The sequence below is a fragment of the Burkholderia humptydooensis genome, from assembly GCF_001513745.1.
In the GTDB taxonomy this organism is placed as follows: Bacteria; Pseudomonadota; Gammaproteobacteria; order Burkholderiales; family Burkholderiaceae; genus Burkholderia; species Burkholderia humptydooensis.
This window is the reverse complement of record NZ_CP013380.1, coordinates 2,015,346-2,041,150: the sequence shown is the minus strand read 5'-3', so window position 1 is coordinate 2,041,150 and position 25,805 is coordinate 2,015,346. Positions and strand designations below refer to the sequence as shown.

At 70.7% G+C, this 25,805-nt stretch carries 23 protein-coding genes; 5 read left to right on the top strand and 18 right to left on the bottom strand.

Translation table 11 applies throughout. The features are described 5' to 3' along the window. Positions 1-74: 74 nt before the first annotated feature. Both xylF and xylA read right to left on the bottom strand, forming a co-directional pair. The gene (gene xylF, locus AQ610_RS09285; RefSeq protein ID WP_043282614.1) at positions 75-1,094 is read right to left on the bottom strand and encodes a D-xylose ABC transporter substrate-binding protein; all 1,020 of its coding nucleotides are present in this window, start codon (positions 1,092-1,094) and stop codon (positions 75-77) included. 121 nt (positions 1,095-1,215) lie between these two features. After that, positions 1,216-2,538, bottom strand: a complete 1,323-nt coding sequence (gene xylA / locus AQ610_RS09280; RefSeq protein WP_006026818.1) for a xylose isomerase — start codon at positions 2,536-2,538, stop codon at positions 1,216-1,218. 326 nt (positions 2,539-2,864) lie between these two features. Between xylA and AQ610_RS09275 the strand changes: the two genes are divergently transcribed. Beyond that, a complete protein-coding gene (locus tag AQ610_RS09275) occupies positions 2,865-4,058 on the top strand; it encodes a XylR family transcriptional regulator (RefSeq protein ID WP_006026820.1) in 1,194 nt (397 codons plus the stop codon). Positions 4,059-4,087: 29 nt separating this feature from the next. Then, positions 4,088-5,185, top strand: a complete 1,098-nt coding sequence (locus AQ610_RS09270; protein ID WP_009916717.1) for an aldose epimerase family protein — start codon at positions 4,088-4,090, stop codon at positions 5,183-5,185. Here the strand turns inward: AQ610_RS09270 and AQ610_RS09265 are convergent. The 13 genes from AQ610_RS09265 to AQ610_RS09205 all read right to left on the bottom strand — a co-directional run bounded on the left by AQ610_RS09265 (position 5,094) and on the right by AQ610_RS09205 (position 18,848). Further along, a complete protein-coding gene (locus tag AQ610_RS09265; protein ID WP_015601043.1) occupies positions 5,094-6,383 on the bottom strand; it encodes a DUF2827 family protein in 1,290 nt (429 codons plus the stop codon). The genes AQ610_RS09270 and AQ610_RS09265 overlap by 92 nt on opposite strands. 200 nt (positions 6,384-6,583) lie before the next feature. Further along, complete coding sequence (locus tag AQ610_RS09260) at positions 6,584-7,036, bottom strand: YbaB/EbfC family nucleoid-associated protein (RefSeq protein ID WP_006026822.1); 453 nt, start codon at positions 7,034-7,036, stop codon at positions 6,584-6,586. Positions 7,037-7,152: 116 nt separating this feature from the next. Further along, on the bottom strand, positions 7,153-8,547 hold the full coding sequence (locus AQ610_RS09255) for a Do family serine endopeptidase (protein WP_043282615.1): 1,395 nt from the start codon (positions 8,545-8,547) through the stop codon (positions 7,153-7,155). A 100-nt stretch (positions 8,548-8,647) separates the two neighbouring features. Beyond that, entirely contained in the window at positions 8,648-9,043 is a 396-nt protein-coding gene (locus AQ610_RS09250; protein ID WP_009916455.1) for a hypothetical protein, read from the bottom strand. A 47-nt stretch (positions 9,044-9,090) separates the two neighbouring features. After that, positions 9,091-9,930, bottom strand: a complete 840-nt coding sequence (locus tag AQ610_RS09245) for a hypothetical protein (RefSeq protein ID WP_006026825.1) — start codon at positions 9,928-9,930, stop codon at positions 9,091-9,093. 7 nt (positions 9,931-9,937) lie between these two features. Next, positions 9,938-10,828, bottom strand: coding sequence for a peptidylprolyl isomerase (locus tag AQ610_RS09240; protein ID WP_006026826.1), 891 nt, complete (start codon positions 10,826-10,828; stop codon positions 9,938-9,940). Positions 10,829-10,963: 135 nt separating this feature from the next. Beyond that, positions 10,964-11,542: a YbjN domain-containing protein gene (locus AQ610_RS09235; RefSeq protein ID WP_006026827.1), complete on the bottom strand. Its 579-nt coding sequence runs from the start codon at positions 11,540-11,542 to the stop codon at positions 10,964-10,966. A gap of 80 nt (positions 11,543-11,622) precedes the next feature. Next, positions 11,623-12,318, bottom strand: coding sequence for a hypothetical protein (locus AQ610_RS09230; RefSeq protein WP_043282617.1), 696 nt, complete (start codon positions 12,316-12,318; stop codon positions 11,623-11,625). A 12-nt stretch (positions 12,319-12,330) separates the two neighbouring features. Continuing rightward, on the bottom strand, positions 12,331-14,145 hold the full coding sequence (locus tag AQ610_RS09225; protein WP_043282619.1) for a putative porin: 1,815 nt from the start codon (positions 14,143-14,145) through the stop codon (positions 12,331-12,333). A 96-nt stretch (positions 14,146-14,241) separates the two neighbouring features. After that, positions 14,242-14,940, bottom strand: coding sequence for an energy transducer TonB family protein (locus tag AQ610_RS09220; protein WP_009916439.1), 699 nt, complete (start codon positions 14,938-14,940; stop codon positions 14,242-14,244). A gap of 9 nt (positions 14,941-14,949) precedes the next feature. Then, complete coding sequence (locus AQ610_RS09215) at positions 14,950-15,360, bottom strand: ExbD/TolR family protein (RefSeq protein WP_006026831.1); 411 nt, start codon at positions 15,358-15,360, stop codon at positions 14,950-14,952. Between the two features lie 15 nt (positions 15,361-15,375). After that, the gene (locus AQ610_RS09210) at positions 15,376-17,172 is read right to left on the bottom strand and encodes a DUF2341 domain-containing protein (protein ID WP_043282686.1); all 1,797 of its coding nucleotides are present in this window, start codon (positions 17,170-17,172) and stop codon (positions 15,376-15,378) included. Between the two features lie 65 nt (positions 17,173-17,237). Further along, complete coding sequence (locus AQ610_RS09205; RefSeq protein WP_009917040.1) at positions 17,238-18,848, bottom strand: ShlB/FhaC/HecB family hemolysin secretion/activation protein; 1,611 nt, start codon at positions 18,846-18,848, stop codon at positions 17,238-17,240. Between the two features lie 821 nt (positions 18,849-19,669). Between AQ610_RS09205 and AQ610_RS09200 the strand changes: the two genes are divergently transcribed. Beyond that, a complete protein-coding gene (locus AQ610_RS09200) occupies positions 19,670-20,242 on the top strand; it encodes a hypothetical protein (protein WP_006026834.1) in 573 nt (190 codons plus the stop codon). Between the two features lie 54 nt (positions 20,243-20,296). Then, positions 20,297-21,292, top strand: a complete 996-nt coding sequence (gspK, locus tag AQ610_RS09195; protein WP_009916857.1) for a type II secretion system minor pseudopilin GspK — start codon at positions 20,297-20,299, stop codon at positions 21,290-21,292. A gap of 82 nt (positions 21,293-21,374) precedes the next feature. On the opposite strand, the gene AQ610_RS09190 is transcribed toward gspK, so the two are convergent. Continuing rightward, entirely contained in the window at positions 21,375-23,081 is a 1,707-nt protein-coding gene (locus AQ610_RS09190; RefSeq protein ID WP_197417874.1) for a type II toxin-antitoxin system Phd/YefM family antitoxin, read from the bottom strand. 170 nt (positions 23,082-23,251) lie between these two features. Between AQ610_RS09190 and AQ610_RS09185 the strand changes: the two genes are divergently transcribed. Beyond that, a complete protein-coding gene (locus AQ610_RS09185) occupies positions 23,252-24,076 on the top strand; it encodes a hypothetical protein (protein WP_009917379.1) in 825 nt (274 codons plus the stop codon). A gap of 216 nt (positions 24,077-24,292) precedes the next feature. Here the strand turns inward: AQ610_RS09185 and AQ610_RS09180 are convergent, their stop codons facing one another. Together AQ610_RS09180 and AQ610_RS09175 are read right to left on the bottom strand one after the other, a co-directional pair. Further along, positions 24,293-24,544 (bottom strand): FecR/PupR family sigma factor regulator, encoded by a 252-nt coding sequence (locus AQ610_RS09180; protein ID WP_144411936.1) that lies wholly within the window; start codon positions 24,542-24,544, stop codon positions 24,293-24,295. A 257-nt stretch (positions 24,545-24,801) separates the two neighbouring features. After that, positions 24,802-25,797: a FecR family protein gene (locus AQ610_RS09175; RefSeq protein ID WP_045554843.1), complete on the bottom strand. Its 996-nt coding sequence runs from the start codon at positions 25,795-25,797 to the stop codon at positions 24,802-24,804. Positions 25,798-25,805 lie beyond the last annotated feature (8 nt).

Genomic DNA, 25,805 nt, shown 5'->3' with positions numbered 1-25,805 from the left:
ACGCGCATGCCTCGCAGTGTGCGCGCGGCCGAGCCGCACCGGCGGCCGGCCGCGCGCGTATCGCCGTTGCTGGCTCACTGACTCGCCAGTTGCGCCGGTGTGTAGAAGCCGTCCTTCACGACGACGTCGACGTTGCGCTTCGTCAGCAGCGTCGGCTGCAGCAGCACCGTGTCGACCTTCTTCTTCCCGTTGTCGTATTGCGCGTTGTACGCGGGCTTCGCGCCCTTCGCGAGATCCACCGCGAGCTTCGCGGCTTCGCTCGCGATCAGCTTCAGCGGCTTGTAGACGGTCATCGTCTGCGTGCCGGCGATCACGCGCCTGACGGCCGCGAGATCCGCGTCCTGCCCCGACACCGGCACCTTGCCCGCGAGATGCTGCGCGGCGAGCGCCTGGATCGCGCCGCCCGCGGTGCCGTCGTTCGACGCGACGATCGCGTCGATCCGGTTGCCGTTCGCGGTCAGCGCGTCCTCGACGATGCGCAGCGCGGTGGACGCGCTCCACTCGGGCACCCACTGCTGGCCGACGATCCGGATGTCGCCGCGGTCGATCGCGGGCTTGAGCACCTTCAACTGGCCTTCGCGCAGCATCTTCGCGTTGTTGTCGGTAGGCGCGCCGCCGAGCAGGAAGTAGTTGCCCTTCGGCTTCGCGTCGTAGACGCCCTGCGCCTGCAGCTCGCCCACCTTCACGTTGTCGAACGAGATGTAGGCGTCGACGTCGGCGTCGAGGATCAGCCGGTCGTACGACACGACCTTGATGCCCGCCTTCCTCGCTTCGGCGACGACGTTGCCGAGCGTCTTCGAATTGAACGGCACGATCACGATCGCGTCGACGCCGCGCGAGATCAGGTTCTCGATCTGCGAGATCTGCCGAGCCTCGCTCGCATCCGCCGACTGCACGGACACCTTCGCGCCGAGCTTCGTCGCGGCGGCGACGAAATAGTCGCGGTCGCGCGACCAGCGCTCGACGCGCAGGTCGTCGATGCAAAAGCCGATCTCCGGCTTGTCCCGGCTCGCGTGCGCGAGCGGCGCGGCGAGCGCCAGCGCCGCGGCGCCGGCAAGCGAACCCAATACGGTACGACGCGTGATGGATCTCATGTCTGCACTCCTCTTTATTGGACGAACCCACGAACCCACGAAACGCCGGGCAGCCGCAGCAGCGCGCCGCCCGCGTCGGAGCGCAGCGCCGCGCGTGCCGGACGCCCGCCTGCCGGTGCGATCAGCGCAGCGCGTAGATCGCCTGATTCACGATGTTCTCGAGCCGCTCCTGCGCGCCGCTCGCGTGCCGCGGGTTCACGCCGCGCGCGAGCGCGTCGGCGGCGAGCGACTGCAGCGAGTAGCCGCCCGCGAGGATCTTGCGGCCGAACGCCGAATCCCACTGCGCGTAGCGCTGCCGGCGCAGCGCATCGAGCCGGTCGTTCTCCACCAGCACGGCCGCGCGCTCGAGCGCGAGCGCGAGCACGTCGATCGCGCCGACATGGCCGTGGAACAGGTCTTCCGGATCGACGCTCTGGCGCCGCACCTTCGCGTCGAAGTTCATGCCGCCCGTCGTGAAGCCGCCGTGGCGCAGGATCTCGTAGAACGCGAGCGTCAGCTCCTCGACGCTGTTCGGGAACTGGTCGGTGTCCCAGCCGTTCTGCGGATCGCCGCGGTTCGCGTCGACGCTGCCGAACACGCCGAGCGCGAACGCGTTCGCGATCTCGTGATGGAACGAATGGCCGGCGAGCGTCGCGTGGTTCGCCTCGATGTTCACGCGGATTTCGTTCTGCAATCCGTATTGCGTGAGGAAGCCGTGCACCGTCGCGACGTCGTGGTCGTACTGGTGCTTGGTCGGCTCCTGCGGCTTCGGCTCGATCAGCAGCGCGCCGGTGAAGCCGGTGCGGTGCTTGTGCTCGACGACCATCGACAGGAACCGCGCCAATTGCTCGCGCTCGCGCGCGAGATCGGTGTTGAGCAGCGTCTCGTACCCTTCGCGGCCGCCCCACAGCACGTAGTTCTCGCCGCCGAGCCGGCGCGTCGCGTCGAGCGCGTGGCACACCTGGGTCGCCGCCCACGCGAACGCGTCGGGGTTCGGGTTCGTCGCCGCGCCGGCCGCGAAGCGCGGATGCGAGAACAGGTTCGCGGTGCCCCACAGCAGCCGCACGCCGCTCGCCTGCTGGCGCTCGCCGAGATAGTCGACCATCCGCGTGAAGTTCTCGACGTACTCGTGCAGGTTCGCCCCTTCCGGCGCGACGTCGGTATCGTGGAACGTGTAGAACGGCGCGCCGAGCTTCGTGAAGAATTCGAACGCCGCATCGGCCTTCTGCCGCGCGCGCTCGAGCGGCTCTCCCGGCTGCTGCCACGGCCGCCGGAACGCCTCCTGGCCGAACATGTCGTGGCCCGGCCACACGAACGTGTGCCAGTAGCAGACGGCGATCCGCAGGTGCTCCTCGAGCGTCTTGCCGAGCACCCGCTTCGTGCGGTCGTAATGCCGGTACGCAAGCGGGTTGTCCGAGTGCGGGCCTTCGTAGCGAATCGGGGGAATGTGTTCGAAATACGACATGGCGTCTCCATCCGTGTTGCGGCGCAACGCGCGTCGCGGCGACGCGCGGGGCCGAATTCGGTCTGGCAGGATCGTGCTCGCGCACCCTCGCGCCGGCAATTGCGAAATTGCGCAGCGCGCATAACGTTTCTTGCCAGCCGCCCGCGCACGGCGCGCATCCCGTCCTACAATGGCCGCACGCCCGACAGCCGCGCGGCGCCGCCCGCGCGCCTTCGGGAGCCACGGCGCCGCGCCGCCCCGCGCCCCGCGGGAAGTCCCCTTGGGAGCCGCGCGATGCCGGGCATTCGCATGCGCGTTCCGTATGTAAGCAGACCCTAGAGATCGAGATGACCCGCGCCCCTTCCGCCCGGACGCCGCACCGCATCGCGCTGCTGTTCAACGCGAACAAGGTCTACGACCGCGAAATCATCGGCGGCATCGGCGATTACCTGCGCTCGACGCGCGTCGCGTGGGACCTGTTCCTCGAAGACGACTTCCGCTGCCGGCTCGCCGGCATCGAGCGCTTCGACGGCGACGGCATCATCGCGGACTTCGACGATCCGGCCGTCGCCGACGCGCTCGCCGGCTCGCCGCTGCCGATCGTCGCGGTCGGCTCGTCGTACGAGGACCCGGCGCAGTATCCGGCCGACCTGCCGTATATCGCGACCGACAACGCGAAGCTCGTGTCGCTCGCCTACACGCATCTGATCGGCGCGGGGCTGCCGCGCTTCGCGATGTACAGCCTGCCCGTCGCGCGGCAGAACCGCTGGGCGGAGCAGCGCGAGCGCGCGTTCGACCGGCTCGCGCGCGCGGATGGGCTCGATGCGCCGGTCTACCGCGGGCTGTCGACGAGCGCGTCGGCCTGGAACCACGCGATCGAGCAGTTGATCGGCTGGCTGCGCGCGCTGCCGAAGCCGGTCGGCGTGATCGCCGTGACCGACGCGCGCGCGCGGCACCTGCTGCAGGCGTGCCTGATCGCCGGCATCCCGGTGCCCGAGCAGGTGGCGATCGTCGGCATCGACAACGATCCGCTCACGCGCACGCTCACGCGCATTCCGCTCTCGTCGGTGATCCAGGGCACCGGGGAGATGGGCCGCACCGCCGCGCATCTGCTGCATCAGATGCTGGGCGGCGCGCGCTTTCCGGGGCGGCGAATCCTCGTGCCGCCCGTCGGGATCAACGTGCTCGAATCGACGCGCCACCAGCCGCTCGCGAGTCCGCACGTGATGCGCGCGCGCCATTTCATCCGCCAGTACGCGTGCCAGGGCATCAAGACCGAGCAGGTCGCCGACTACGTCGGCGTGTCGCGCTCGCTGCTCGAAGAGCACTTTCGCCGAGAACTGCGGCGCACCGTGCACCAGGAAATCCTGCGCCACAAGCTCGAAGCGGCGCAGGCGCTGCTCGCGGGCCGTCACGCGTCGAGCGCCGAGGTCGCGATCCGCTGCGGATTCACGTCGCTGCAGTACATGCACGCGGTGTTCCGGCGCGAGCTAGGCTGCACGCCGCGCGAATACCAGGAGCGCGCCGCGTCCGCGCGATGAAGACGACCGTCCACGAACCGATTCCGCCCATGCCCATCGACACCGACACTCATGCTTTTCCTCCGGCTCCCGGCGTCGCCCGCGTGCCGTCCGAGCCCTGGGGCGCGCTGCCCGGCGGCGACCGGGTGCGCCGCTACACGCTGCGCAATGCGGACGGCATGCGCGTCGTCGTCAGCGATCTCGGCGCGACGGTCGTGTCTTGGCTCGCGCCCGACCGCACCGGCCGCTTCGCCGACATCGTGCTCGCGCATGACGCGCCGGCCGAATACATCGAATCGGGGGCCTACCTCGGCGCGACGATCGGCCGCTGGGCGAACCGGATCGCGGGCGCGCGCTTCACGCTCGACGGCGTCGACTACGCGCTCGACCGCAACGAGAACGGCAACCTGCTGCACGGGGGCGCGAGCGGCTTTCATCGCGAGCGCTGGGCAGTCGTCGACGACTGCGGTGGCCTTGCGCTGCGGCTCGAATCGCCCGAAGGCGACGCGGGTTTCCCCGGCAACGTGACCGTGCAGGTTCGCTACACGCTCGACGACGACGGCGCGCTGACGATCGACTACACCGGCACCGCCGACGCGCCCACGCCGCTCAACCTGACGAATCACAGCTATTTCAACCTGAGCGGCCGCCCGGGCGGCGACGTGCGCGGTCATCTGCTGACGATCGACGCCGACATGTTCCTCGAAATCGACGACGCGCTGATCCCGACGGGCGCCGCCGACGTGACCGGCACCGCCTTCGATTTCCGGCACGGCGCGCCGCTCGGCGCGCGGCTCGACTGGCCGCACGCGCAGCTCGCGCGGGCGGGAGGCTTCGACCACTGCTACGTGCTGGGCAGCGCCGGCACGCGGGGCGTGCGGCCCGTCGCGTGCGTGTACGATCCCGAGAGCGGGCGCGAATTGACCGTGTCGACCGACCAGCCGGGGCTGCAATGCTATACGGGCAATCATCTGCACGGATTGCGCGTGCGCGACGGCGCGCGCTGTGCGCGCCACGCGGCGCTGTGCCTCGAGGCCGGCGGGTTTCCGAATCAGATCAACATGACGAACCTGCGGGACGGCGCCGTGCTGCGGCCCGGGGGCACGTATCGGCAGACGACGAAGTACCGGATCGGCGTGCGGCCGTGAATGCCGCCATCTCACGATCCGCGAATGCAGCCTGCGCGGAGCGCCGCCCCGCGGCGGCATCGCCCGATCTGCCGGCACGCGCGGCCGTCAGATGCAGCAACCGCTGCAGATAACGCGCGCCGTTCGCCGGCGACAGCGGGCTCAGCCCGGCGAGAAAGGCGCGCGAACGGCGCACGTAGTCCGCTTGGGCCGCGTCGTGCCGCGTCGCCGCAGCGACCAGCGCGCGCGCCGCCGACAACACGTCGAACGCCGGATAGTAATAGCCGAGATCCGCGAGCCACGTCGCGTTGTGAATCAGCGGATAGCCGCCATACAGCGCGTCGAGGTGCGGGACGTTCCGATCGTCGCGCCAGTGATGCGCCACCACCGCATCGGCCGCCCGGCTCATGTAGTCCGCGAAGTCGTGCCGGCCATCCAGATGCAGCCGTCCCGCCTGCTTCACGCCGAGCGAGTTCCGCAGAAACGAGAAGCTCGGGTGCGCCTGCATCAGCGCGCCGTCGAGCACCCGCACTTCGTCGATCGCATCGGGCGCCGCGCGAAACGCCATGTCGCATGCGAGCACCGGAATCACGCAGCGTTTGGCCTGCGCTCCGTCAGGCTCGAATATCGCCACGCGCAGCCCCCGCGTCCCGCCCCGACCACCGTGCCGCGCCGCGTAGCCGAAGCGCCGTCCGCGCGCCGCCAGCCCGCCGATGCGCCGATCGATGAACATCGGGTCCCACAGGAGCGGCACTTCGTGCACCGGGCATCGATGCAGCGCCTCCAGCACCGGGCCGAACGCCCGATCCTTCGGCAGCACCCAGATCTCGTCGCAGCGCGGCGCGTGCGAACCATACCCGCCTCGCTGGAACACGCTCGGGCCGAGCCATTGCGCGTCCGGCTCGCCGCCGCACAGGTACACCACCTTCTTGCCTCGCGCGCGCACGTGATCCAGCCATTCGGCATCGGGCCCGCCCGACATCCCGATCACCACGTCCACCCGCTGCGCGGCCTCGCGCGGCGCCATCAGCGGCAGGTCCGGAAACAGCGCTTTCGCCTGCGCCGGCAACGCCGGTTCCGGACCGCAGTCGATCAGCGCGACGTCCTCGATCGCCGGCAGCGCGCGCAGCAGCTTGACCAGAAAGAACACGCTTTGGCCCGGCCCGTCGTCCCATACCGTGCGCCCAGGCCGTGCAATATACGAAATCCCTATCCGCATCTCGGTTTCCTCGTGACTCTTCGTCCCTCATCCGGCTCTTCCCGGCCGCAGAACCTCGTGCGTCGCGAACGCCGGCCGCCCAGTCCGCGCTCGCCCCGACGATCGACGGAGCATCGCGCCGGGAAGCGATTCCCGCGCATCCGGCGAATCCCGGCCGCTCGCCGGATGGCGCGAATCGCCGTCCGGCGCCGCGCGGCGCTTCATCGCGCATGCCCGGTTTCAGCCGGCTCGCCGGTTCGCGATTCGGGATTCGGCGCGAACCGCAGGCGCACGCGCAGCGGCTGCGGCATGTCGGGCGGCGGCGGCTCCGCCAGCGGAGTCGCGGTGAGCAACTGCCTGAGCGTCGCGTCGGCGTCCGGATCGCCGAGCGATGCGAATTCGACACGCGTGACGGCTCCGTTCGCGTCCATCCACGCGCGCACGACGATCGACTGCATCGGTGCGCCAGCGCTCGCGTTCGCCACGCGCGCCGCCAGATACCGGTGCAGCCGGTCGGCCGCTTCGCCGTCGGCTTCGAGCCGCGCACGGAACTCGCCGCCGGCCAGCTCGCCGTACCTGATCCACGGCTGCGGCACGTCGGCCGTCTGCGCGGCGGCGGGCACGCCCGACGCGAGCACGCACGCGACGGCGAACGCCGGCAGCCATCGGAGCACGCCCCTTCCTCGCCTTCGCTTCATCACGCCTCCTGTTTCACTTTCCCGTTCGCACGACGCCGATGCGGCAGGCAGGCCGCGCCGGGCCACGCGCTGCCCGCCCCGGGCGCCGGCGCTCACCCCGGCTCGATCGGAACATACAATCGCGCGCCGCCGCGTTGCACGAGCAGCGCGACCGTCCCGTGCGCGAGGTCGATCTCGCTCGCCAGCGCGCCGACGCTCGCGGCCGGCGCGCCATTCACCGACAGCAGGACATCGCCGGCCCGCAGTCCCGCGCGGGCCGCCGGGCCGCTCGCCTGTTCGACCACGAGCGCGCGGCTCATGCCGAGCCGCTGCTGCTCCTGCTCCGTCGCCGCGCGCAGCGCCAGCCCGAGACGCGCGAGACGCGCGGGCCCCGGCGCGCCGCCGCTCGACGCCGTGCCGCTGTCGAACGCGCCGATCGTCGCCGTCATGTGCGTCGCGCGCCCCGCGCGCCAGACGAGCAGATCGGCCATGCGCCCTGGGCGCATGGCCGCGATCATGCCGAGCAGGTCGGCCGATTCGGCGATCGGCCGGCCGTCGACCGCGAGCACTACGTCGCCCGCCTGCAGGCCGGCCCGCGCGGCGGGGCCGTCGGGCTCGACCGTCGTGATCAGCGCGCCGTCGGGCGTCGCGAGGCCGAACGAGCGCGCGAGCGCCTGGCTGACTTCCTGCACGGCGACGCCGAGCCGCCCCCGCGTGACCTTGCCGGTGCGCATCAACTGGTCTTTCACGTCGAGCGCGATGTCGATCGGAATCGCGAACGCAAGCCCCTGGTAGCCTCCCGTCTTCGAGAAGATCATCGAATTGATCGCGATCACGCGGCCGTTCAGGTCGAACAGCGGGCCGCCCGAATTGCCGGGGTTGATCGGCACGTCGGTCTGGATGAACGGGATCGCGCGCTCGCCGGGCAGCGATCGCGATTTCGCGCTGACGATGCCCTGCGTGACCGTGTTCGCGAAGCCATACGGCGAGCCGATCGCCATCACCCAGTCGCCGACCTCGGTGCGCGCCGGGTCGCCCGTCGCGACGACGGGCAGGTTGCGCGCGTCGATGCGGATCACGGCGACGTCGGACACGGGATCGCTGCCGATCACGCGCCCCCTGAATTGCCGCTTGTCGGTCAGCTTGACGTCCACGGCAGCCGCGTCGCCGACCACGTGCCGGTTGGTCAGGATCACGCCGTCCGCGCTGACGATGAAGCCGGAGCCGAGGCTCACTTCGTCGCGATTGCCGATCACGCGGCGCGCGAGAAACGGCGCGAGCGGATGATCGGGCGGGATGCCGGGCGGAAGCTGAATGCCCATCTGCGTCACCTCGCGCGTGACGCTGATGTTGACGACGGCCGCGCCGACCCGTCTGACGAGCGCGGAGAAATTCGGCAGCGCGACCGTCGGCGCGCCGTCGGCCCGCGCCGGCCGGTCGGCGGCGCGCGGCGCGCCGCACGCGAGCGCGAGCGCCAAGCCCCCCGCGATCGCCCGGCTCACCGCCATGCCTGCCCGTTTGCCCGATTTCACGTTGCTGCTCCTCTTCGTTGCCCGGCGGCGCGCCGCCGGCCTCGCGCGCGCCCATTGCGCGACGCCGCCCCGCGCGTCATTTCGGCGGTATGGCGACGGGCGCGGCGGGCCGCTGCGGCGTCGCTGACTTACCCCAGTTCGCGCCGAAGCGGTTGCGCTCGGCCGACAGGTTGAACGTGCCGAGCCGGTTCGACGGCTGCTTCGACAACCGCTCCGAATCCGTCTGCGACGCGCCGACCTGCGGCTCGGCCTTCGGCTTCAACTGCGCGCCGAGACAGTCGTACGACAGCGCGCGCTTGCCGTCGACTTCCGCGTCGACGCACACCGGCTTCGGCGTCGGGCTCGGCCGCGCGGCCGAGCCGGCCGCATCCACGGCGGCCGCATCCACGTCGGCACGGCCGCCCTGCGCATGGGCGCCGGCCATCAGCAACAGGCATGCGCCCACGGCGATACACTTGCGTCGCACCCTCATGCGAGCCTCCTTCGAGATTTGTTCGATCACACCGCACCGCGTCGCCCTCACACGCTTTCGCCGCCGCGCGGCGGCGGGCTCGCGAGAAAACGCGCGAACGCGGCGCGATCGCGCGGACTGACGGCCGCCGCCGGCGCGTCGGCCTGCTGCGCCCATGCATCGCGCATCCCGTCGATGCGCTGCCACGCGTGCACCTGCGCGCCCGTCGGATACGGCGTGGCGAGCGGCTCGCGATAGTCGACGCGAAAGAGCCGCGGCGCGGCGGCGCCCGCCCACAAGTCGCCGATCTCGCGCACGCTCGCGTCGAACCAGAACCGCACCCAGCGCGCCGCCGGCACGAGCGCATCGGCGGCGGGCGCGTCCGGCACGCGCAGGAAGCCGGTGAGCACGAGCAGGACGGCCGCGAGATCGTCGTCGCGCAGCGCGCGGTACGACCAGAGATCCGCGACGTCCGCGCACGCGATCACCGTGACGAAGCGCTCGATCGTGAGCGCGGGCCACACGCGCCGCATCAACGCGTAATGGCGCGCCCATTGCGCGACGAAGCGCTCCCGATGGCGCGCCGAGCACTGCGCGTCGCGCGAGCCGCAGATCATCGGTTCGTCGGGCTGGTAGCGGTGGGTCGTCAGCACGCATTGCGCGGAACACCGCGCGCTCCGGTGCCGCGCGTGCCCGCTCGCGCCGGGCACGGACACCAGCGCGCCGAAGCAGAGCGGACAGTGCGTCGGCAGCTCGCCGGGCGGACGCGGCCACAGGTTGGCCTTCGGCGGGCGCACTCGCCCGATCGAGACGGCCGGGCGCGGCCGCTTCGGCATGTGCACATCGGCATGCACATCGGCATGCGCATCGGGCGGATCGATGCGCGGCGTCGGACGGGCGGTGGCCACGGGGCGCCTACCGGACGGCCGCCAGCGCCTTCTTCAGCGCTTCTTCGTTGATCGGCGCGTTCGCGGTCAGCTTCGCGAGATACGCCTGCGCATTCTGCTGCGTGCGCTGCGCGCGCAGCATCGCGCGCACCTGCTCCTTCACGTCGGCCAGCGGGCGCGGCGCGGCGGCGCGCGCGTCGATCAGCTTGACCACGTGAAAGCCGGCCGGCGTCCGGATCGGCGCGGAGACCTGGCCCGGCTTCAGCGCGCCGGCCGCCTGCCGCACTTCCGGCAGCATCAGCGGCTCGGGCACGAAGCCGAGATCGCCGCCGTTCGCCGCGCTCGCGTGGTCCTGCGAGTTCGCCTTCGCGAGCGCGGCGAAATCGCCGTTGCGCGCGCGGCTCGCGAGATCGGCCGCCTGCCTGCGCGCCTTGTCGAGCGTCGCGGCCTCCGCGTTCGGCGGCACGGCGATGTAGATCTGCGCGACGTGCAGCGCGCGCGGCGCCATGAACGCCGGGAGATTCCGGTCATACGCGGCCTGGATCTCGGCGTCCGACGGATAGTCGGCCGGCGGCGCGTTCATCGACGCGAGATAGCTGCGCACGACGATGTCGCGCCGCGCCTGCTCGATCGCCGACTGCACCTGCGCCTCCTTGTCCCAGCCCTTCGATTTCGCGTCGGCGAGCACGGCCTTCTGCGCGAGCGCCGAGCGCACGACCTGGTCCAGCGCCGCGGGGTCGGCCGCGAGCCGTTCACGGACTTCGGGGTTCACCGTCTTCAGCAGCGTCGCGAGATCCGCCTGCGTGACCGACGCCTGCGCGGCGTTCGCGATCACGTCGTCCCGCGCGTGCGCGGCGAGCGGCGCACCCAGCAAGAGTCCGCTCACCGCGATCGCCCTTATCTTCATCTTCGTCATCATGCCTTGACCGCCCTCTCTTGAGACTGCCCTCCCGAATCGCGTGCATCGCGCCCGGGCGACGCACGCATCGGCATCGTTACGTTCATTGCATCCGGCGCGCAGTCCGCAGTGCAGCGCCGATCCGGCTCGCGGCGGTCACGGCTGCGCGGCGCGCTCGTGCGCGGCTTGGGCCGCCTGCTCGCCGGGCGCCGCGCGCGCCGCCGCTTCCTGCTCGGTCATCGCGGGCCGGTTGCGCAGATGCAGCAGGAATTCCTGGATCAGGCGATCCCACAGCTCGATCGTCGAGCGCACGTGGCGCTCGCACACGCCGCCCGCGACGATGACGTCCATCTCCAGCGCGAGCAGCGGCCCGTGGTTCGCGAGGCGCGCGAAGCGCTTCGTGCGGTTCCAGTTCGCGACGAGCTCGGCCGGCAATTCGCCCTGCACCTGCAGCAGGCACGCGAGCGTGTAGTCGACGTAGAGCGCGGCGGCGGGGCCCTCGCCCGCATCGGCGGGCCGCGGCCCGAGCCCGGCGGCGGGATTGCCGAAGCGCACCGAGAAGCCGATCCCCTGGCTCGCGCTCATCAGTTGCACCGCGCCGTTCTGCTCGGCCGCCGTCACGCGATAGCCGGCGCGGCGCAGTATGTCGGCCAGTCGATCGGCGCTGATCGCCGCGATCGGCTCGTCGTCTTGCGCCGGGCGTGCGCCGCCGGCATTCGAAAGGCTGTCCTGCATGTGCGTTCTTCCTGTGTTCAACGAATGAATGGAGCCGGCCGAGCGATGCGCTTGTCCCGCGCCGCAGGGCCGCCGCGCGCTCATGGCGCGCCGGCCGCGACGCCCCCCGACGCGGCCGGCGTCGGCACCGGCGCCGCGCCGGCGGAACGCGCGGCCCGGTCGTACTTGCCCGCGTACAGCGCATCGCCGTAGCGTTGCGCGAGCTCGTCGTACTTCACGCGCGCCGACTGCGCGAACGGCTGCCGCGACGCGACGATCGCGCCGAAGCCGACGTGCTCGTATGCCTCGAGGATCTCGTGGCCCACGCGATACAGCGCCGCATTGTGTGCCTCGCAGGTTGTCAGTTGCATGTCGCGCGCGGCGACGTCGTCGCGCCATTGCGCGCGCTGCGCATCGTGGGCGCGCGCCGCGGCGAGCAGCGCCTCGTTGGACGACTTGTATTTCGCGAGCGACTGCGCATCCTGCTCGCGAAGTGCGCGCTCCTGCGCGAGCGCGCGCTTCGCGGCCGCCCCCGCGCCCGAATCGCCGCGCGCCGCGGCGAGCTGCGCCTGCGCCGTCTTCAATTGCGCGAGCGCGTCGTCGCGCTGCTTCTCGGCGGCCGCCTTGTCGGCCTGCAACTGCGCCTGGCCGTCCTGCAACTGGCGCAGTTCCTGCACGGTCGAGCGCAACTGGCTGCGCAGCTTGTCCTCGATGCCTTGCGCGCGCGCGCCGCCGGCGGCGAGCAGCAGCGCGCCGGCCAGGCCGGCCGCGAGCATCGCGCGATGGGTGGTGTTCATCCTCGGCTCCGGTCAGAAACGTGCGTTGAGCTCGAGCTGCAGCACGTCGATCGATACCGGCGGGCCGTACACTTCCTTCGCGCTCAGATAGCGGGCCGACACCCACGCGTCGCGCGCCACCGCATACGCCGCACCGATCACATAGCCGCGCGCGTTGGTGCCGCCGAGATGGAAGTCCGAATCGTTGAACGCGTCGAGCACCGCGTCCGGTTGCAGATACTTGTACGCCACCGAGAAATTCCACTGCCCCTTCGTGCGCGGCTCGGGTTCGCCGATCGTCGCCTTCGCGAGGAAGCCGTTCGGGCCGCTCCGATAATCGGCGCGCGTCGCGTTCACGGACGTCGATTCGTAGTTGTTGACGGGCAGTGACGCCGCGGTGAACGCCTTGTTCTCGTTGTACGCGAGGTTGCGCACGTATTCGCCGTCGAGGCGCAGCTTGAAGCGATCGGCGACGACCGTATCCCACTGCGTCTTCAGATCGAGCAGCCGGTAGTTGTACGCGAGGCCGAAGAGCTGCGGCTGCGGCGTCATCCCCGGCGCGAGGTTCGGGTTCTGCACGATGTTGCGCAGCGCGATCAGCGAGTTGCCGCCCTGCATGAACGCCGGCGCCTCGTTGTCGGTGCTGCAGTTCGTCGCGCCGAGATACAGCGCGCACGGCGACGACAGCGTGCCGCGCATGTTCTGGAAGTCGTAGTACGCCACCGCGCCCTTCAGGCGGTTTTTCGCGTCGATCTTCCAGTCCGCGCCGAACTGCGCGCCGAACATCCATTTCGTGTCGCTGCCCGCCTTGTCGGTGCTGTTCGACGGGAAGTTCTCGCTCGTGTACTGGATCGGGAACACGCCGAGCGTGCCGAACAGCGTGACGTCCGGATTCCACGGCAGCGCGTGGTGCAGATTCGCCGCGAGGCCGTCCATCATCAGATCGTCGGAGAACACCAGGTCCGACCTGAAGAACGGGTTGTCGAAGCGGCCGGCCGTGACGTTCAGCCAGGCCGCCGGCCGGTACGAGAAGTACGCCTTGTTCAGCCAGATGTTCTTCTTCGCGAAGCCGCCGCCCGCGGTGGCCGTCGTCGACACCGGCCCGTTGTCGTTGCCGCTCGCGAGCTGCACGCCCGCCGTCAGCTCGTCGGACAGCGTCGCCGTCACGCCGAGCCGCGCGCGGTAGCGCAGCAGGTTGTTGCGGTTCTGCGTGGTGTTTTGCGTCGGCAATTGCGTCGTGTTGGTGTTCGGGTTGATGTCGAACCCGCCGCCCTGGTTGATCGCCGCGAAGTTCGTCACGTTGTTCGCGTTGCGGCTGCCGTAGAAGTGGTATTCGTCGCGCACGCGCAGATCGCCGTCGAGCCTGATCCGCGACACCCAGTCCGGGAACGTGTTCGGCTGCGCCCAGTTCTCGGCCTTCGCCTGCGCGATCACCTCCTGCTTGACCTGGTCGCGGATCTGGTCGCGCACGACCTGCGGCACGTACGGCACCGCGACGTCGCCCGGCTGCGTCGGCGGGTTGACCACGGCGGCCCCCGCCACCACGGGCGCGCCCGACGCGCGCGCGGCCTTCGCCTGCGCGGCTTCCGCGCGCGCCTCGCTGATCAGCTCATTCGCGTTCTGCTGCGTGAGCACGCCGCGCTTGACGAGCAGGTTGATCAGGTTGACCACCACGCTCTCCGTCGGCGCGGCCTTGCCCGATGCCGCCTGCGTCTCGAGCGATTGCCCGTGCGCGGCGGACGCGCACGTCAGCCCGAGCGTCAGCACCGCCGCGCCGATGCGCGACAGGCGCGCGGACAGCGCGCCGCTGCGGGGCCCGTCACCCCGTCCGTTCATCTTCCGAATCATCAAAGCACTCCGAACAATTGCCGTTTCTTTTTCCGGCAGCATCCGTGCGACGGACCTGCCCCATGATTCATTCGCCGTTCGCATTCGCGCGCGCCGTCATGCCGGCTTGCGCCCCTGCAACCTGACGAGCACCGGATAGGCGGTCGCGGGCGGCGGCGCCTCGTCGACCCGGCCGAGCGACTCGACCGCCGCGACGACGGCCGCGTCGATCTTCGCGTCGCCGGTCGACTGCGCGATCGTCACCTTCGTGATCCGGCCCGACGGGTCCATCCACAGGTTCAGGCTGCCCGAGAAGCGCGCGCCGCCCGCCTCCTGCACGCCCTTGTCCTGCTCGATCGCGCGTTGCAGCACGTACACCATGTACTGCGCGTAGCTCGAATTGCCGAACTTGCCGCCTCCGCCGCTGCCGACCATGCCCGATCCGTCGCCCGCGCCGATGTTGAAGCTGTCGGTTCCGGCCTGCGCGGGCGCGTTCATCGTCATCTGCCGGGGCTGGTTGTCCGACGGCTTCGGCGCCTCCGACGGCTTCGGCGCGATCGTCGGCTTGTCGACGGGCATCCTGGCCTCCTCCTTCATCTTCTCGGGCGGCGGCTTCTGTTTCGGCGGCGGCGGGGGCGGCGGCAGCGGAATCACGGTCGTCACCTGCGGCGCGCTCGCGCGCTTCACGCCCGTGGTGTCGCCCGCGAAACGCCAGATCAGCGCGGCGAGCCCCGCGAGGACGAGCGCGAGCGCGACGGGCTTCACGAAGCGGCCCGGCCCCTTGTCGCGCGGGCCGCCGTTGTAGGTCATTTCCATCGCGCGTCCCTAGCCGCCCTGCTTCGCCTTGCCGGTCACGAGACCGACCTGCGACAGATCGAGGCGCCGCAGCAGATCGAGCACGTCCATGACCTTCTGGTACTGCACGGCGGCGTCGCCCTTCAGCACGATCGGGAATTCGGGGCTGGCCGCCTTCTCGGTGCGCAGGCGCGCTTCGAGCTCGTCCATCGTCACCGGGTATGCGTCGAGAAAGATCTGCCCCGAGTCCGCGACCGTGATCGCCTTCGTCTTCGGCTTCGCGAGGCTCGCGGACGAGCTCGCCTTCGGCAGATCGACCTTGATCCCCTGCACCGACGCGGTCGTCATGATGATGAAAATCACTAGCAGCACGTATGCCAGATCGAGCATCGGCGTGATGTTGATGTCGTCGTATGGCTTGTCGTCGTCCTGTACTTGCATCGCGCGTTCCCCCGTTCAATCCGCCGCCAGCGCGTGGTCCGGATTGCGATGCGCCTCCGCGAGGCGCGTGACGAACTCGTCGACGAACACCTGCATGTTCGCGGTCACGTTCTTGTTGCGGATCAGCAGATAGTTGTAGCCGAAGAGCGCCGGGATCGCGACGAACAGGCCCGTCACCGTCGCGAGCAGCGCGGCCGCGATGCCCGGCGCGATCGCGTTCACGTTCACGTCGCCCGCCGCCGCGATCGCGGCGAACGTGATCATCACGCCGACCACGGTGCCGAGCAGGCCGAGGAACGGGCCGCCCGAGATCGCGATCGTCAGCAGCACCATCGATTTCGACAGCCGCTGGTTCTCGCGCACGAGCGTCGCGTCCATCGACGCGCGGATCGCCTCGATCGATTCCGTCGTGATCACCGTGCGGCCGTTGTCGTCGACGCGGCTGTGGATCTCGTCGACGCCCGCGCGATACAGGCGATACAGCGACGATTGCGCGAGCCGGCGCCCTTCGTCCGAGCGCGCGTCGACGTGCGCGAGACCGACGAGATGCCGGCCCGCGACCTCTCGAAAGCGCTGGACGAAGTAGCCGTTCGCGCGATCGACGGCGCCGACGTAGCGCGCCTTCGTCCACATCACGAACCACGAGATGGCCGCCATCGCGAGCAGGACCGTGATCACGACCCATGCGTCGACCGTCACCGACTGGACGATCACGCCGAAATAGCCGAAGCCGAAGCCGGACTGCTTCTCGTCGGCGCCGTACGCGAGAAGCTTCGATTCGGAGCCTTGCGCCAGCGCGTCGACCGCGATGGCCTGCGGCGAGCGCGCGAGCCTCGACAGCCGGAGCTCGTCGAGCGCCCCCGCGTACCCGGCGAAGCCGGCCGGCGCGCCGGCCACGTCCGCGCCGATCGCGGCCGCGCCCGACAGCGCGGGCAGCGCCGCCGCCGCTTGCGCCACCTGCTTGCCGTTCACGTAGACGGTAAGGTTCCTGCCGTCGGCCGTCACCGCGAGATGCGTCCACTGATTCGCGCCGACGGGCGGCGCGGCCGGCGTGCGCGCCGGCGCGGCGCCGCCGTCGATCTGCGCGAACGGCACGCCGTTGTCGAGACCGATCAGCAGCGCGTTCGCGCCGTCGCGGCGGCTGTAGAGCAGCGCGTTGGGCGCGAGCGCCGACGGCTTCACCCATGCGCTGAACGTGAAGCCCGCGCCCGCGGCGACATTCAGCGACGGGCTCGCCGGCAGCGTCAGCGAACCGTTGCCGTCGAACCGCGCGCCCTTGCCGACGATGCCGTCCTCGATCGTGCTGAACGACGCGTTCTGCGCGTTGTTGCCGTAGGCCGTCGCGTCCTTCGGCGGCGCGCCCGCCGCGCCGTTGAAGTGATAGACGAGCGTGTAGTCGGCGTCGAACGTCTCGGCCGGCTTGCCGCCGTCCGGCGCCTTCTTGTTGCCGTAGTACATCCAGATCGACTCGGCGGCGCCCGCGGGCATCTTCGGGATGTCGACCCAGATCAGCGCGACGCCGAGCACCGGATCGTACTGTTCGATGTGGAAGTTCAGCGGCGTCTTGTCGTCCGATCCGACGAAGCGGATGTCGGCGCCGTTGTCGGCCAGCCCGTCGAACTGGAAATTGCCCGAATGCAGACGGATCAGCAGCGGCACGCGGCCGGCCGACTCCGTGAGGTTCGCGCCCTTGGCGCTCGCGTCGATCGTGATCGACTTGCGGTACGACCAGTCGCTCTGCCACCATGCGCTCGCGACGCCGGGCAGCGCGCCGAGCATCACCGCCAACAGGAAAAACAAGACTCGCTTCACGATCCACTCCCCGAATGTGCGGGCGTTGCGCACGTCGCGCCGCCCCGGCACGAAAAGAAAATCCGTCAGAACCCCAGCCGAACGTAGAAATCGAACCGCGGGCTGTAGCGCCGCGTATAGACCCCCGCCTTCAGCGGCCATCCCGCCTCGAAATCCGCGCTCGCGTACTTGAGCAACTGCAGCCGCGTGCCGACGCCGACGCTCAGCAGATTGAAGCGCGACGTCTGTTCCGCCTGCGGGCTCAGCAACCACAGATGCGCCGCGTCGACGAACGCGTGGAAGCGCCACTCGTTCACGCGGCTGCCGACCGCGCCGCCCAGCCATTTCGCGAGCGATGGGCTGCGCAGCTCGAGCGAGCCGATCACGCCGCTATCGGCCGTGTCCTCCGCCTGCATGTAGCCGCGCACGCTGTTCATCCCGCCTGCCGCGAACTGCTCGCTCGACACGAGCGGCGAGTTCGAGAGCTGCGCGCTCACGTGCGCATTGGCCTGCATGTCGTTCGCGAAGCGCTGCGTGTGATTGAGGTCGAACTTGCCGTAGACGAAATCCGGCGTCGCGTTGTAGCGCTTGTTGTCCCATGCGCCCCAGTCGCTGCCGATGCCGCGGATGTTCGTCGTGAGCGATGCCAGGAACGACGTCTGCGACTGCTTCAGGCTCAACTGGCCGTTGTAGGAGAACGTCACGGGCACGTAGGTCAGCGGCGCCGTCGACGTCTGGCGGCCGAACATCACGTTTTCGTCGTAATGCTTGCGGTCGATCTCGATGCTGACGGACTGCGCGTAGGTATCCGTCGCCGGCAGCGCGTAGATCGCGGTGAAGCCGTATGTCGTGCCCTTGCCGAGCACGTTCATGCCGCTGACCGACGCCACGTTGCTGTCCGAGTGGACGACGGTCGCGAGGAAGCTCCAGCGCGAATCCCGGATCGGCGCGAGGTACGAAAACGCGTAGACGCGCGCGTCGTTCGGGTGCTGCGGCGCGATCACATAGGTGGCCGACATCACGTGGCCGAGCTGCCACAGGTTCGAGTAGCTGAGGTTCGCGCTCGTGCGCAGCGTGGACGTGCCGGGGCTGTTGTCGTTGTTCAGCTCGAGCGTGCCGTGCAGCGGGCGGTGATCGTCGACCTTCAGGTCGACGTCGACGGTCTGCGGCATCGTCCCCGGCTTGAGCACGGGAATCACCTGCCGGTCGGCCGAGCGATTGAGCTCGGTGAGCTGCTGCTGCGCCTGGCTGAAGTCGGGCACCGCGCCTTCGGCGAGCGCGGGCACCGCGTCACGGATGTGCTGCGGCGAGTGGTACTTCGCGCCGTCGACGCGCAACCGGCCGACCTTCGTCTCGACCACCTGCAGCAGGATCACGCCGTTTTTCACCTGCTGCTGCGGCAATTCGACGACGACCGATTGATAGCCGCGATCCTGATAGACCTTCTGCAGCGCGTCGCGAGCCGCGTTCACGTCGGCGAGCGTTCTGCCCGGCCCTTCGAACGGATAGACGGCCTTCTCGATCTCGATCGCCTGCAACATCGTGTTGCCGCGCACGATGAATGCGTTGACGTCGAACGTCTGCGGCGCCGTCGAGGCCGCGTTCGCGGCCGGCGCGGCGGCGGCCTCCAGCGCGCGGGCGACGGGCGCGACGCTCAGCCCCCCGGCCAGCACGACGCTGGTCAGGCGTCGGCGCATCAACCGCCTTGGCTCGCGTGACTTACGGTCTACTCTCGGCGGCATGCGCCATTCCCCTTTTTGTTCCGGATCGCAACGGCGCGAACAGCGTCACCCGCTCGCCCGCTATCAAATACGTGTTTCATTTCGATGACTCTTACTTCGCCATCCTGATCATGTCCCGCGCACCCCGAGCGCCGACGAACAGCGCCGGTTGGCATCGACGGCGAGATGCGCTCCGGCGCGACAAGCGGCGTCTCACCGGAAAGGACGAAACGAAAGCGAAAAACCCGCAGCGGCCGCGCGAGCGTCGATCGCGAGCGGCACCGCGCGCGACACGCTCGATGCAACGCTCATCTACCTAGACGGAACGAAGCGCGCATTGCCGCAACCTTTTTGCGTGCGACGGCCGACTCGACGCCGCAGGCGTGCGAGCGGCGCGCATGTCGCCCCTCGGCTGCGCCCATGAAACGGCGCGGCCGATCGAGCACGACCCGCAATGCGCGCGCAGCGGATACCCCGCGTCGTTGGCGAGGACGTTGCGCATGACTGTGCTGAGCCCCGTTTCGTGTGCATATCGTCTGCCCGGCCGGCACGGATCGTCGGCGGCGCGCGCGATCGCGACGCACCCGCGGGCAGCCCGACAATCGTCGGGTTTGTACCGGGAACTTTTTGTGACATTCTCCTGAAGATTCGCACGAGTCCGCGCGCCGGCCACGCGCCCGATCCATGCCGCCGCGGCACCGCGCCCGCCGAAATCCTGCGGCTTGCGGCCGCCCGATCCGTCCTAGCTATTGAGAAAGCCCGCCAAGAGAAAGCACGTCAACGACTCGGACGAACTCATGTCATTCGCCGCGATGCTCGCACGGTGGCTCGCCGTGCGCCTGTCCCGCACCACCGCAATGCCGGGCCGGCTGCGCCCGGCCGCGGCCGGCCATGCCGCCGCGCGCCGCCCGCTGCGCTGGCGCGCACCGTGGCTCGCGTGGCAACTGCTGTCATGGATCGCGCTCACGCTGCTCGCGCCGCCGATCTGGACGATCGGCACGCTGCTGCTGATCAATTCGTCGAGCGACCAGCCGCTCTTCTGGATGCTCGCGATGGCGATCGTGCCTGTGGCGAACGCAGCCGCGATCGTCGCGACGAACCAGCGCCATCACCGCGCGCCGTTCACGCGGCGTTCGGCGGTCGCGCTCCATGCGTTCTGCGTCGCGATGGCTGTCGGCTGCACGCTGTTCGTGTTGCTGCTGTGGCGCTCGCACGCGATTGCCGGGCTCGTCGGCCCGCTCGCCGTCACGACGGGCGGCACGCGCTCCGCGACGCTCGCGTGCTGGGTGACGGGGCTCGCGGCGACATTCGGCGTGGCGTCATCCGCGCATGCGAGCATCGCGCATGCGTGGCTGGCGTTCGAAGGCTGAGCGCGGCCGGCATCGGCACGGAATCGCCACATAATCGCCACGATGGGGCACGCGATGGATCGATACGAGAAGCGAGGGGCGACGCGCGCGCGACGCGAGCACGGCATCGCGATCGTGACGGCGCTGCTCGTCGTCGCGCTGGCGGCCACGCTCGCGGCGAGCGTGCTGTGGCGTCAGCAGGTCGCGACGCGCGACGTCGAGAACCAGCGTCTCGCGACCCAGACGATGTGGGTCGAGCGCGCCGCGGTCGAATGGGCGCGGGCGACGCTGCGCGCGCAAAGCGCGACGTCGAACGTCACCGTCGTCGGTCAGACGTGGTCCGCGCCGCTCGCCGACGTGCAGCTCGCGGACCTGCTGCCGCCCGGCACCGCGGCGCTCAACGCCGAGCTCGCGCGCGCATGGATCTCCGGCCACGTCGAGGATGCGCAGGCGCGCCTGAACCTGACGAATCTCGTGTCGCGCGTCGCGCCCGGCAAGCCGTGGCAGACCAGCGGCGAAGGCGTGCTCGCCTACCGGCGGCTGCTCGGCGAGCTGTCGCTCGATCCCGCGCTCGCCCAGCAGACGGCCGACTACATGCTGCGCTCGCTGCGCGAAACGAACGCGCCCGACGGCTGGCCGCTGCAGCTCGTGTCCGTCGACGATCTCGCGCGCATCCCCGGCTACGACGCGCACGCGATCGCGACGCTCGCGCCGTTCGTGACGATCCTGCCCGATCTGACCACGGTCAACGTCAACACCGCGCCCGAGCCCGTGCTCGTCGCCGCGATTCCGACGCTCTCGCGCAGCCAGGCGAAGCGGCTCGTCGATCGCCGCCAGACCGCGTACTTCGTCAGCACCGGCGACGTCGCCGAATATCTCACGCCCGCGCAGGGCGGCAACCCGACGCTGCCGGACGGGTCGACCGTCGGCGTCGACAGCGGCTATTTCGTCGTGCATTGCCGCGTGCATTCGGCCCGGATCAACGCGCGCATCGACACGCTGATCGCGCGCTACGGCAGCGGCAACTTCAGTTGGACCGCGGTGATCTGGGTTCGCCGGCTCGCGGGCTGAACGCGGCGCGTGCCGCCGCGCGCAGGCAAGCTTCGACGCGCGAGCGCCCACTGCCGCCAGCACGCCGCCCGCGGAAACGCCGCTAGTTCAGCGACGACTCGCTCAGCGCGACCGGACACACGCCCGGCGTCGCGTCCGCGCAGTCGAACGACAGCCTCGTGAGGCTCGTCTCGCGCACTTCGCCGAGCAGCCGGTTCCAGTCGTCGATCGACACGAGCAGCGCGATCGGCCGGTTGTACTTGGTGACCATCACGAGCGCCTCGCCCGCGTGCCGCAGCGCCTTCGACGGATTGCTGCTGAAGTCGCGCGTCGCCATCGCGATCGTGCGCAGGCTGAACACGTTCGCCACGGGATCGTCGCCGTCGTCGTGCAGCAGGCGCTCGAGCGTCGCCGTGCGCAGCAGCGCCTGCGATTTCGCGGACAGCCGGTTGTCGCGACGCTTGCGGCGCTCGCTGCGCGGATCGACGTGCACGGCGAGCAGCCGCACGATCTGGCCGAGCGTCGCCGCCGACAGCCGGTCGTAGCGCCGCCACCACTCGGGCGGCAGCGCGATCATCATCCCCGCGTAGGTCGCCGCGACGCCGTCCGCGATATGCGGCGGCAGACGCTCGATATCGCGCGCGTCCAGATCGAGCGCGCCGGCGACGGCCTTCATCATCGCGCCGAGCGCGTTGTACGCGAGCGCGGCGATGCCGCGCGCGAGCTGCGCCGCGCGCGCGGGCACGTTGCCGAACCGCGCGGCGCCGAGCACGGGCTCGATCGGCAGCGGCAGCGCGTCGCGCCAGCGCGTGCAGGACAGTTGCACGACCTCGCGCGCGTCGAACGGCGCGGCCGGCAGATCGGTCAGCACGGCGATCGTCGAGCCGGGCGCGAGCGAGTCGGAATCCGAGCCCGAATCCGAGGGCGAGTGCGAGGGCGAGCCCGCGCCGCGCCGCCACTCGATCCGCCGGAACACGCCCGACATACCCGGCATCCCCGGCATACCCGACACGCCGCCGTCGCCCGCGATGCCGACCGCCTGCTCGTAGAGGCGTCCGTCGCCGAGCACGCCGGCTTCATGCCAGTCGCCGAGCGGCCGGCACGCGAGCGTGCGGCCGTATTCGCGCACGATGAACGCGCCGCCGCCGCGCGGCCAGCCCGACAGGATCGCATCCGTGTCGAAGCGGCCGTCGACGATCCACAGCTCGCCCGCCCGGACCGTTTCGAGCAACGCGGCGACGAGCGCGCGCTCGTGCGCGCGGCCGCGCTCGTACGGCAACAGATCGACGATCATGCCGAGAGCCGGATCGTAGACGGGCAGCGCCCGCGCACGCTCGGCGGCGTCGCGCGCCGGATCGTCGCAGGCGCGAGCGCAGGCGCAGCCGTCGGCTCGCGGCGCGCATGCGCCGCCGTCGAGTACGCGCAGCCGCATGCCGCCGACCGCGGGCGCGCGGTCTTCGGCGCGCATCGCCGCGAGGGGCTGCAGCAGCTCGACGCTGTCCTTCACGAGCGCGCGCCCCCAGCCGGCCCGCAGCCGGCTCATGCCGTCGTGCAGCGCCGTCACGGCCGCGCCGAGCGCGGGCGATGCGCCGGCGGCGGCGCTCCCCGGCGCGCGCGTGCGCGCGGCGATCGCCGCGAACGCGTCGACCGCGAGCGCGAACAGCGTCTCGCGTATCGGCTCGCCGTTCGGCGCGTCGTCCATGTCGGCGGCGGCATCGATCCAGTCGTCGTGCAGTGCGCATTGCAGCACGAGCCGCGCCATGATCGCCATCGGGCTCTGTTCGACGAAGCGTTCCACGATCGTGCGCATCACCTGATCACCCCGCGCTGTATGGTTGAACGCCCGCGCATGCAGCCCGGCCGTCGGCACGATCGCGCTTGACGGGCCGCTTTCGACGCCGCAGCATCGTGGGCGACCGGAGACGCACGACGACGCGCCGTCGCGCCGATCCGCCCGCAATCGATGCACGAGGCACCGGCATGTACGTAGATCCACGCGTGGCGCACGGCCGCGCCCGGTTCGACCTGAGCCGCTCTCCGCGCCTCGTCGCCGACGAGCGCCGCTGGGCAATCAGCGACGTCGTCACGCGCTGCATCGACGACTTCGCGGGCGAGCGCAATCGCCGCAACCTGATGCGGCTGCTCGAGCGCCGGATCGCGCCGAAGCTCGCGCGCCTCGGGCTCGAACCGTACGTCGGCGCGCTCGGCCGGCTCGAAGGCTTGTTCGTCAACTTCTCGACGATGAGCGCCGAGCACGGCCTGCGCGAATTCCAGCTTCAGTTGACGGTGCCCGACCTCGTGCTGCGCAGCTTCGCGTCGAACGTCATCCGGCCGCACGCGGTCGCCCGTTGCATGCAGCGCAACGGCGTGATGACGCTCACGGAAATCGAGCACGAGACGCGCATCGCGTTCGTCGCGGCGCGCGTGATGCGCGCGCTCGCGCTCGCGGAGCGCTGGCGGCAGATCGGCGTGCCGACCCCGCACGGGCTCTTCGTCGGCACGCTGACCGACACGCGCGACATCGCGATGAACACGTATTTCCGGCCCGGCGACAACGACAGGCCGTCCCGCTGGAGCGGATTCGCGGAGCTCTTCTGCGCGATGCCGCACTGGCGCCCGGAGCAGGTCCGGCACGGCGGCGATCTGCTGCAATGGATGGTCGACCATATCGTGGCCCTGAAAGAATCCGCACCGTTCTTCGAACGTTTCCCCTTCCTGCGCGAGCCCCTGCACGACGCCGGCGACCGGCTCGACGCCGCCTGGCGCGGCGCGCGCGCCGGCGCGCAGGACGCGCCGCCGTCCTGATCGCGAACGATCGCGCGGCATGCGCGGCACGCGTGACATTCGCGGCGCGACGGCCGCGATCGCTCCCCCCGCGCGCCGGGGCCTGCTTCGTCCAGCCGCGGTCGCGCTTCACGGCCCTCTCGCTCTCTCGTAAACAAGGTCGAAACGGGCTCGCCTAACCCGCAGACTTTTCTTGCCGCCCGCTCGCACGGGCGCTTCCGGGCGCGGGGCGGCGCGTCAATGCGAGCGCGTCGATCCGTCCGGCCCCTGCCGGCCGATCGACTCGAGCACCGCCCACATCCAGATCAACTCCCGGACGGTGCGCGCATGCTCGTCGCTCTGCGCGCGCCAGCGGCGGAAAGCGTCGAGCTCGCGCGCGGTCGGGCCGCCCGCGCGCAGCCACAGCAGCCAGCGCACCGCGCCCTCGCGAATGTCGTCGGCGCGCGACTGCGCGGCGCCGGAATCTGCATCCCGTTGCGATATGGTCATGATCACGCCACCGCCCGAAGCTCAATCGACGCACCTTCCCCGCTGCGCGCATCGCTGCGCGGGCCGGGGCGCTTGCCACACACGCCTCGGGTCCGACGACGCTCCACCGGGCGGCCGCTGCCGGCCCGCCCGGCGTTTGCCGGCCCTCATGGATCAGGTCGTATCGACGCGCCTTAACCCGCATGCCCCGCAGGCCGCGGGATGCCCGAAAGCGCCGGCGGAATCGCCGAAAGAAGGATGGGGAGAATGCGGACGGGTCAGCTCAGCAGCACGATGTTGCCGGGCAGACGGGTGACGCGCGCGCCGTACAGGCGCCCGACCATGTCGATCACGTCGTCGAGCCGCGCGATCGGGAACTGCGCCTGCATCCGGTTCTCGCCGAGCGCCGCGTTGCGCAGGATGACCCGGCCGGGCCGGTAGCGGTTGATCTCGGCGACGACGTCCGCGAGCGGCACGCCGTTGAACACGAGCATCCCGCGCCGCCATGCGCTGACGGCGCCCGGGTTGGCCCGCGACACCGGCTGCACGCCGCGATCGTCGTAGACGACCTGATCGTCGGCCCGCAGCGTGCGAGCGCCGCGCGGGTGGCTGAGCGCGACCGTGCCCGACAGGCAGGTCACGCACACCTGCGCGTCCGTGCGCCGCACGTTGAACCGCGCGACCGTCGCCTGCATGCGGCCGCCGCCCGCGACCACGGTGACGGGCCCGAGCAGCGCCGCGCGATCGGCCGTGGGCGCGGCCGCGTCGATCTCCGCTTCGCCCGCGACGACCTCGATGCCGTGCGCGGCGACGCGCGCGGGCAGCACGTCGACGCGCGTCTGCGTGTTCATCTCGACCGTCACCTGCGGCGACAGCGCGATGCGGCGCTGCTCGCCGGTGCCCGTGCGGTAGTCGGCCGCGAGATCGCCGAGCGACGGCCAGAGCCGCATCGGCGGGCGCAGCGCGAGCCACGACGCGCCCGCCGCGACCGCGAAGCCGACGAAGGCCCGCCGCCCCGTGCGCACCGCGCGCTCGCGCCTTGCAACGTTTGCCCACGCCGCGGCCGTCCGTTCCTCGTGCTCGAGCTCCGCGGCGGCCGTGCGCAGCGCGCTCCACGTGTCGCGCAGCAGATGCGCGGCCTGCGGGCGATCGGCGCACCAGCGCTCGAACGCGTCGGCTTCCGCTTGGCTCGCGCGCCCCGAGCGCAGACGCGGCAGCCACGCGCTCGCTTCGTCGAGCGCGTCGTGGGCGGTATCGGCCTGGGCTTTCGTCATCGTCCGGA

What these genes read in the sequence shown, in the direction of transcription:
- xylF (WP_043282614.1), bottom strand. Translation starts at nt 1,094, where the DNA reads ATGAGATCCATCACGCGTCGTACCGTATTGGGTTCGCTTGCCGGCGCC.
- xylA (WP_006026818.1), bottom strand. Translation starts at nt 2,538, where the DNA reads ATGTCGTATTTCGAACACATTCCCCCGATTCGCTACGAAGGCCCGCAC.
- AQ610_RS09275 (WP_006026820.1), top strand. Translation starts at nt 2,865, where the DNA reads ATGACCCGCGCCCCTTCCGCCCGGACGCCGCACCGCATCGCGCTGCTG.
- AQ610_RS09270 (WP_009916717.1), top strand. Translation starts at nt 4,088, where the DNA reads ATGCCCATCGACACCGACACTCATGCTTTTCCTCCGGCTCCCGGCGTC.
- AQ610_RS09265 (WP_015601043.1), bottom strand. Translation starts at nt 6,383, where the DNA reads ATGCGGATAGGGATTTCGTATATTGCACGGCCTGGGCGCACGGTATGG.
- AQ610_RS09255 (WP_043282615.1), bottom strand. Translation starts at nt 8,547, where the DNA reads ATGGCGGTGAGCCGGGCGATCGCGGGGGGCTTGGCGCTCGCGCTCGCG.
- AQ610_RS09250 (WP_009916455.1), bottom strand. Translation starts at nt 9,043, where the DNA reads ATGAGGGTGCGACGCAAGTGTATCGCCGTGGGCGCATGCCTGTTGCTG.
- AQ610_RS09240 (WP_006026826.1), bottom strand. Translation starts at nt 10,828, where the DNA reads ATGATGACGAAGATGAAGATAAGGGCGATCGCGGTGAGCGGACTCTTG.
- AQ610_RS09235 (WP_006026827.1), bottom strand. Translation starts at nt 11,542, where the DNA reads ATGCAGGACAGCCTTTCGAATGCCGGCGGCGCACGCCCGGCGCAAGAC.
- AQ610_RS09230 (WP_043282617.1), bottom strand. Translation starts at nt 12,318, where the DNA reads ATGAACACCACCCATCGCGCGATGCTCGCGGCCGGCCTGGCCGGCGCG.
- AQ610_RS09225 (WP_043282619.1), bottom strand. Translation starts at nt 14,145, where the DNA reads ATGATTCGGAAGATGAACGGACGGGGTGACGGGCCCCGCAGCGGCGCG.
- AQ610_RS09220 (WP_009916439.1), bottom strand. Translation starts at nt 14,940, where the DNA reads ATGGAAATGACCTACAACGGCGGCCCGCGCGACAAGGGGCCGGGCCGC.
- AQ610_RS09215 (WP_006026831.1), bottom strand. Translation starts at nt 15,360, where the DNA reads ATGCAAGTACAGGACGACGACAAGCCATACGACGACATCAACATCACG.
- AQ610_RS09205 (WP_009917040.1), bottom strand. Translation starts at nt 18,848, where the DNA reads ATGCGCCGACGCCTGACCAGCGTCGTGCTGGCCGGGGGGCTGAGCGTC.
- AQ610_RS09200 (WP_006026834.1), top strand. Translation starts at nt 19,670, where the DNA reads ATGTCATTCGCCGCGATGCTCGCACGGTGGCTCGCCGTGCGCCTGTCC.
- gspK (WP_009916857.1), top strand. Translation starts at nt 20,297, where the DNA reads ATGGATCGATACGAGAAGCGAGGGGCGACGCGCGCGCGACGCGAGCAC.
- AQ610_RS09190 (WP_197417874.1), bottom strand. Translation starts at nt 23,081, where the DNA reads ATGCGCACGATCGTGGAACGCTTCGTCGAACAGAGCCCGATGGCGATC.
- AQ610_RS09185 (WP_009917379.1), top strand. Translation starts at nt 23,252, where the DNA reads ATGTACGTAGATCCACGCGTGGCGCACGGCCGCGCCCGGTTCGACCTG.
- AQ610_RS09180 (WP_144411936.1), bottom strand. Translation starts at nt 24,544, where the DNA reads ATGACCATATCGCAACGGGATGCAGATTCCGGCGCCGCGCAGTCGCGC.
- AQ610_RS09175 (WP_045554843.1), bottom strand. Translation starts at nt 25,797, where the DNA reads ATGACGAAAGCCCAGGCCGATACCGCCCACGACGCGCTCGACGAAGCG.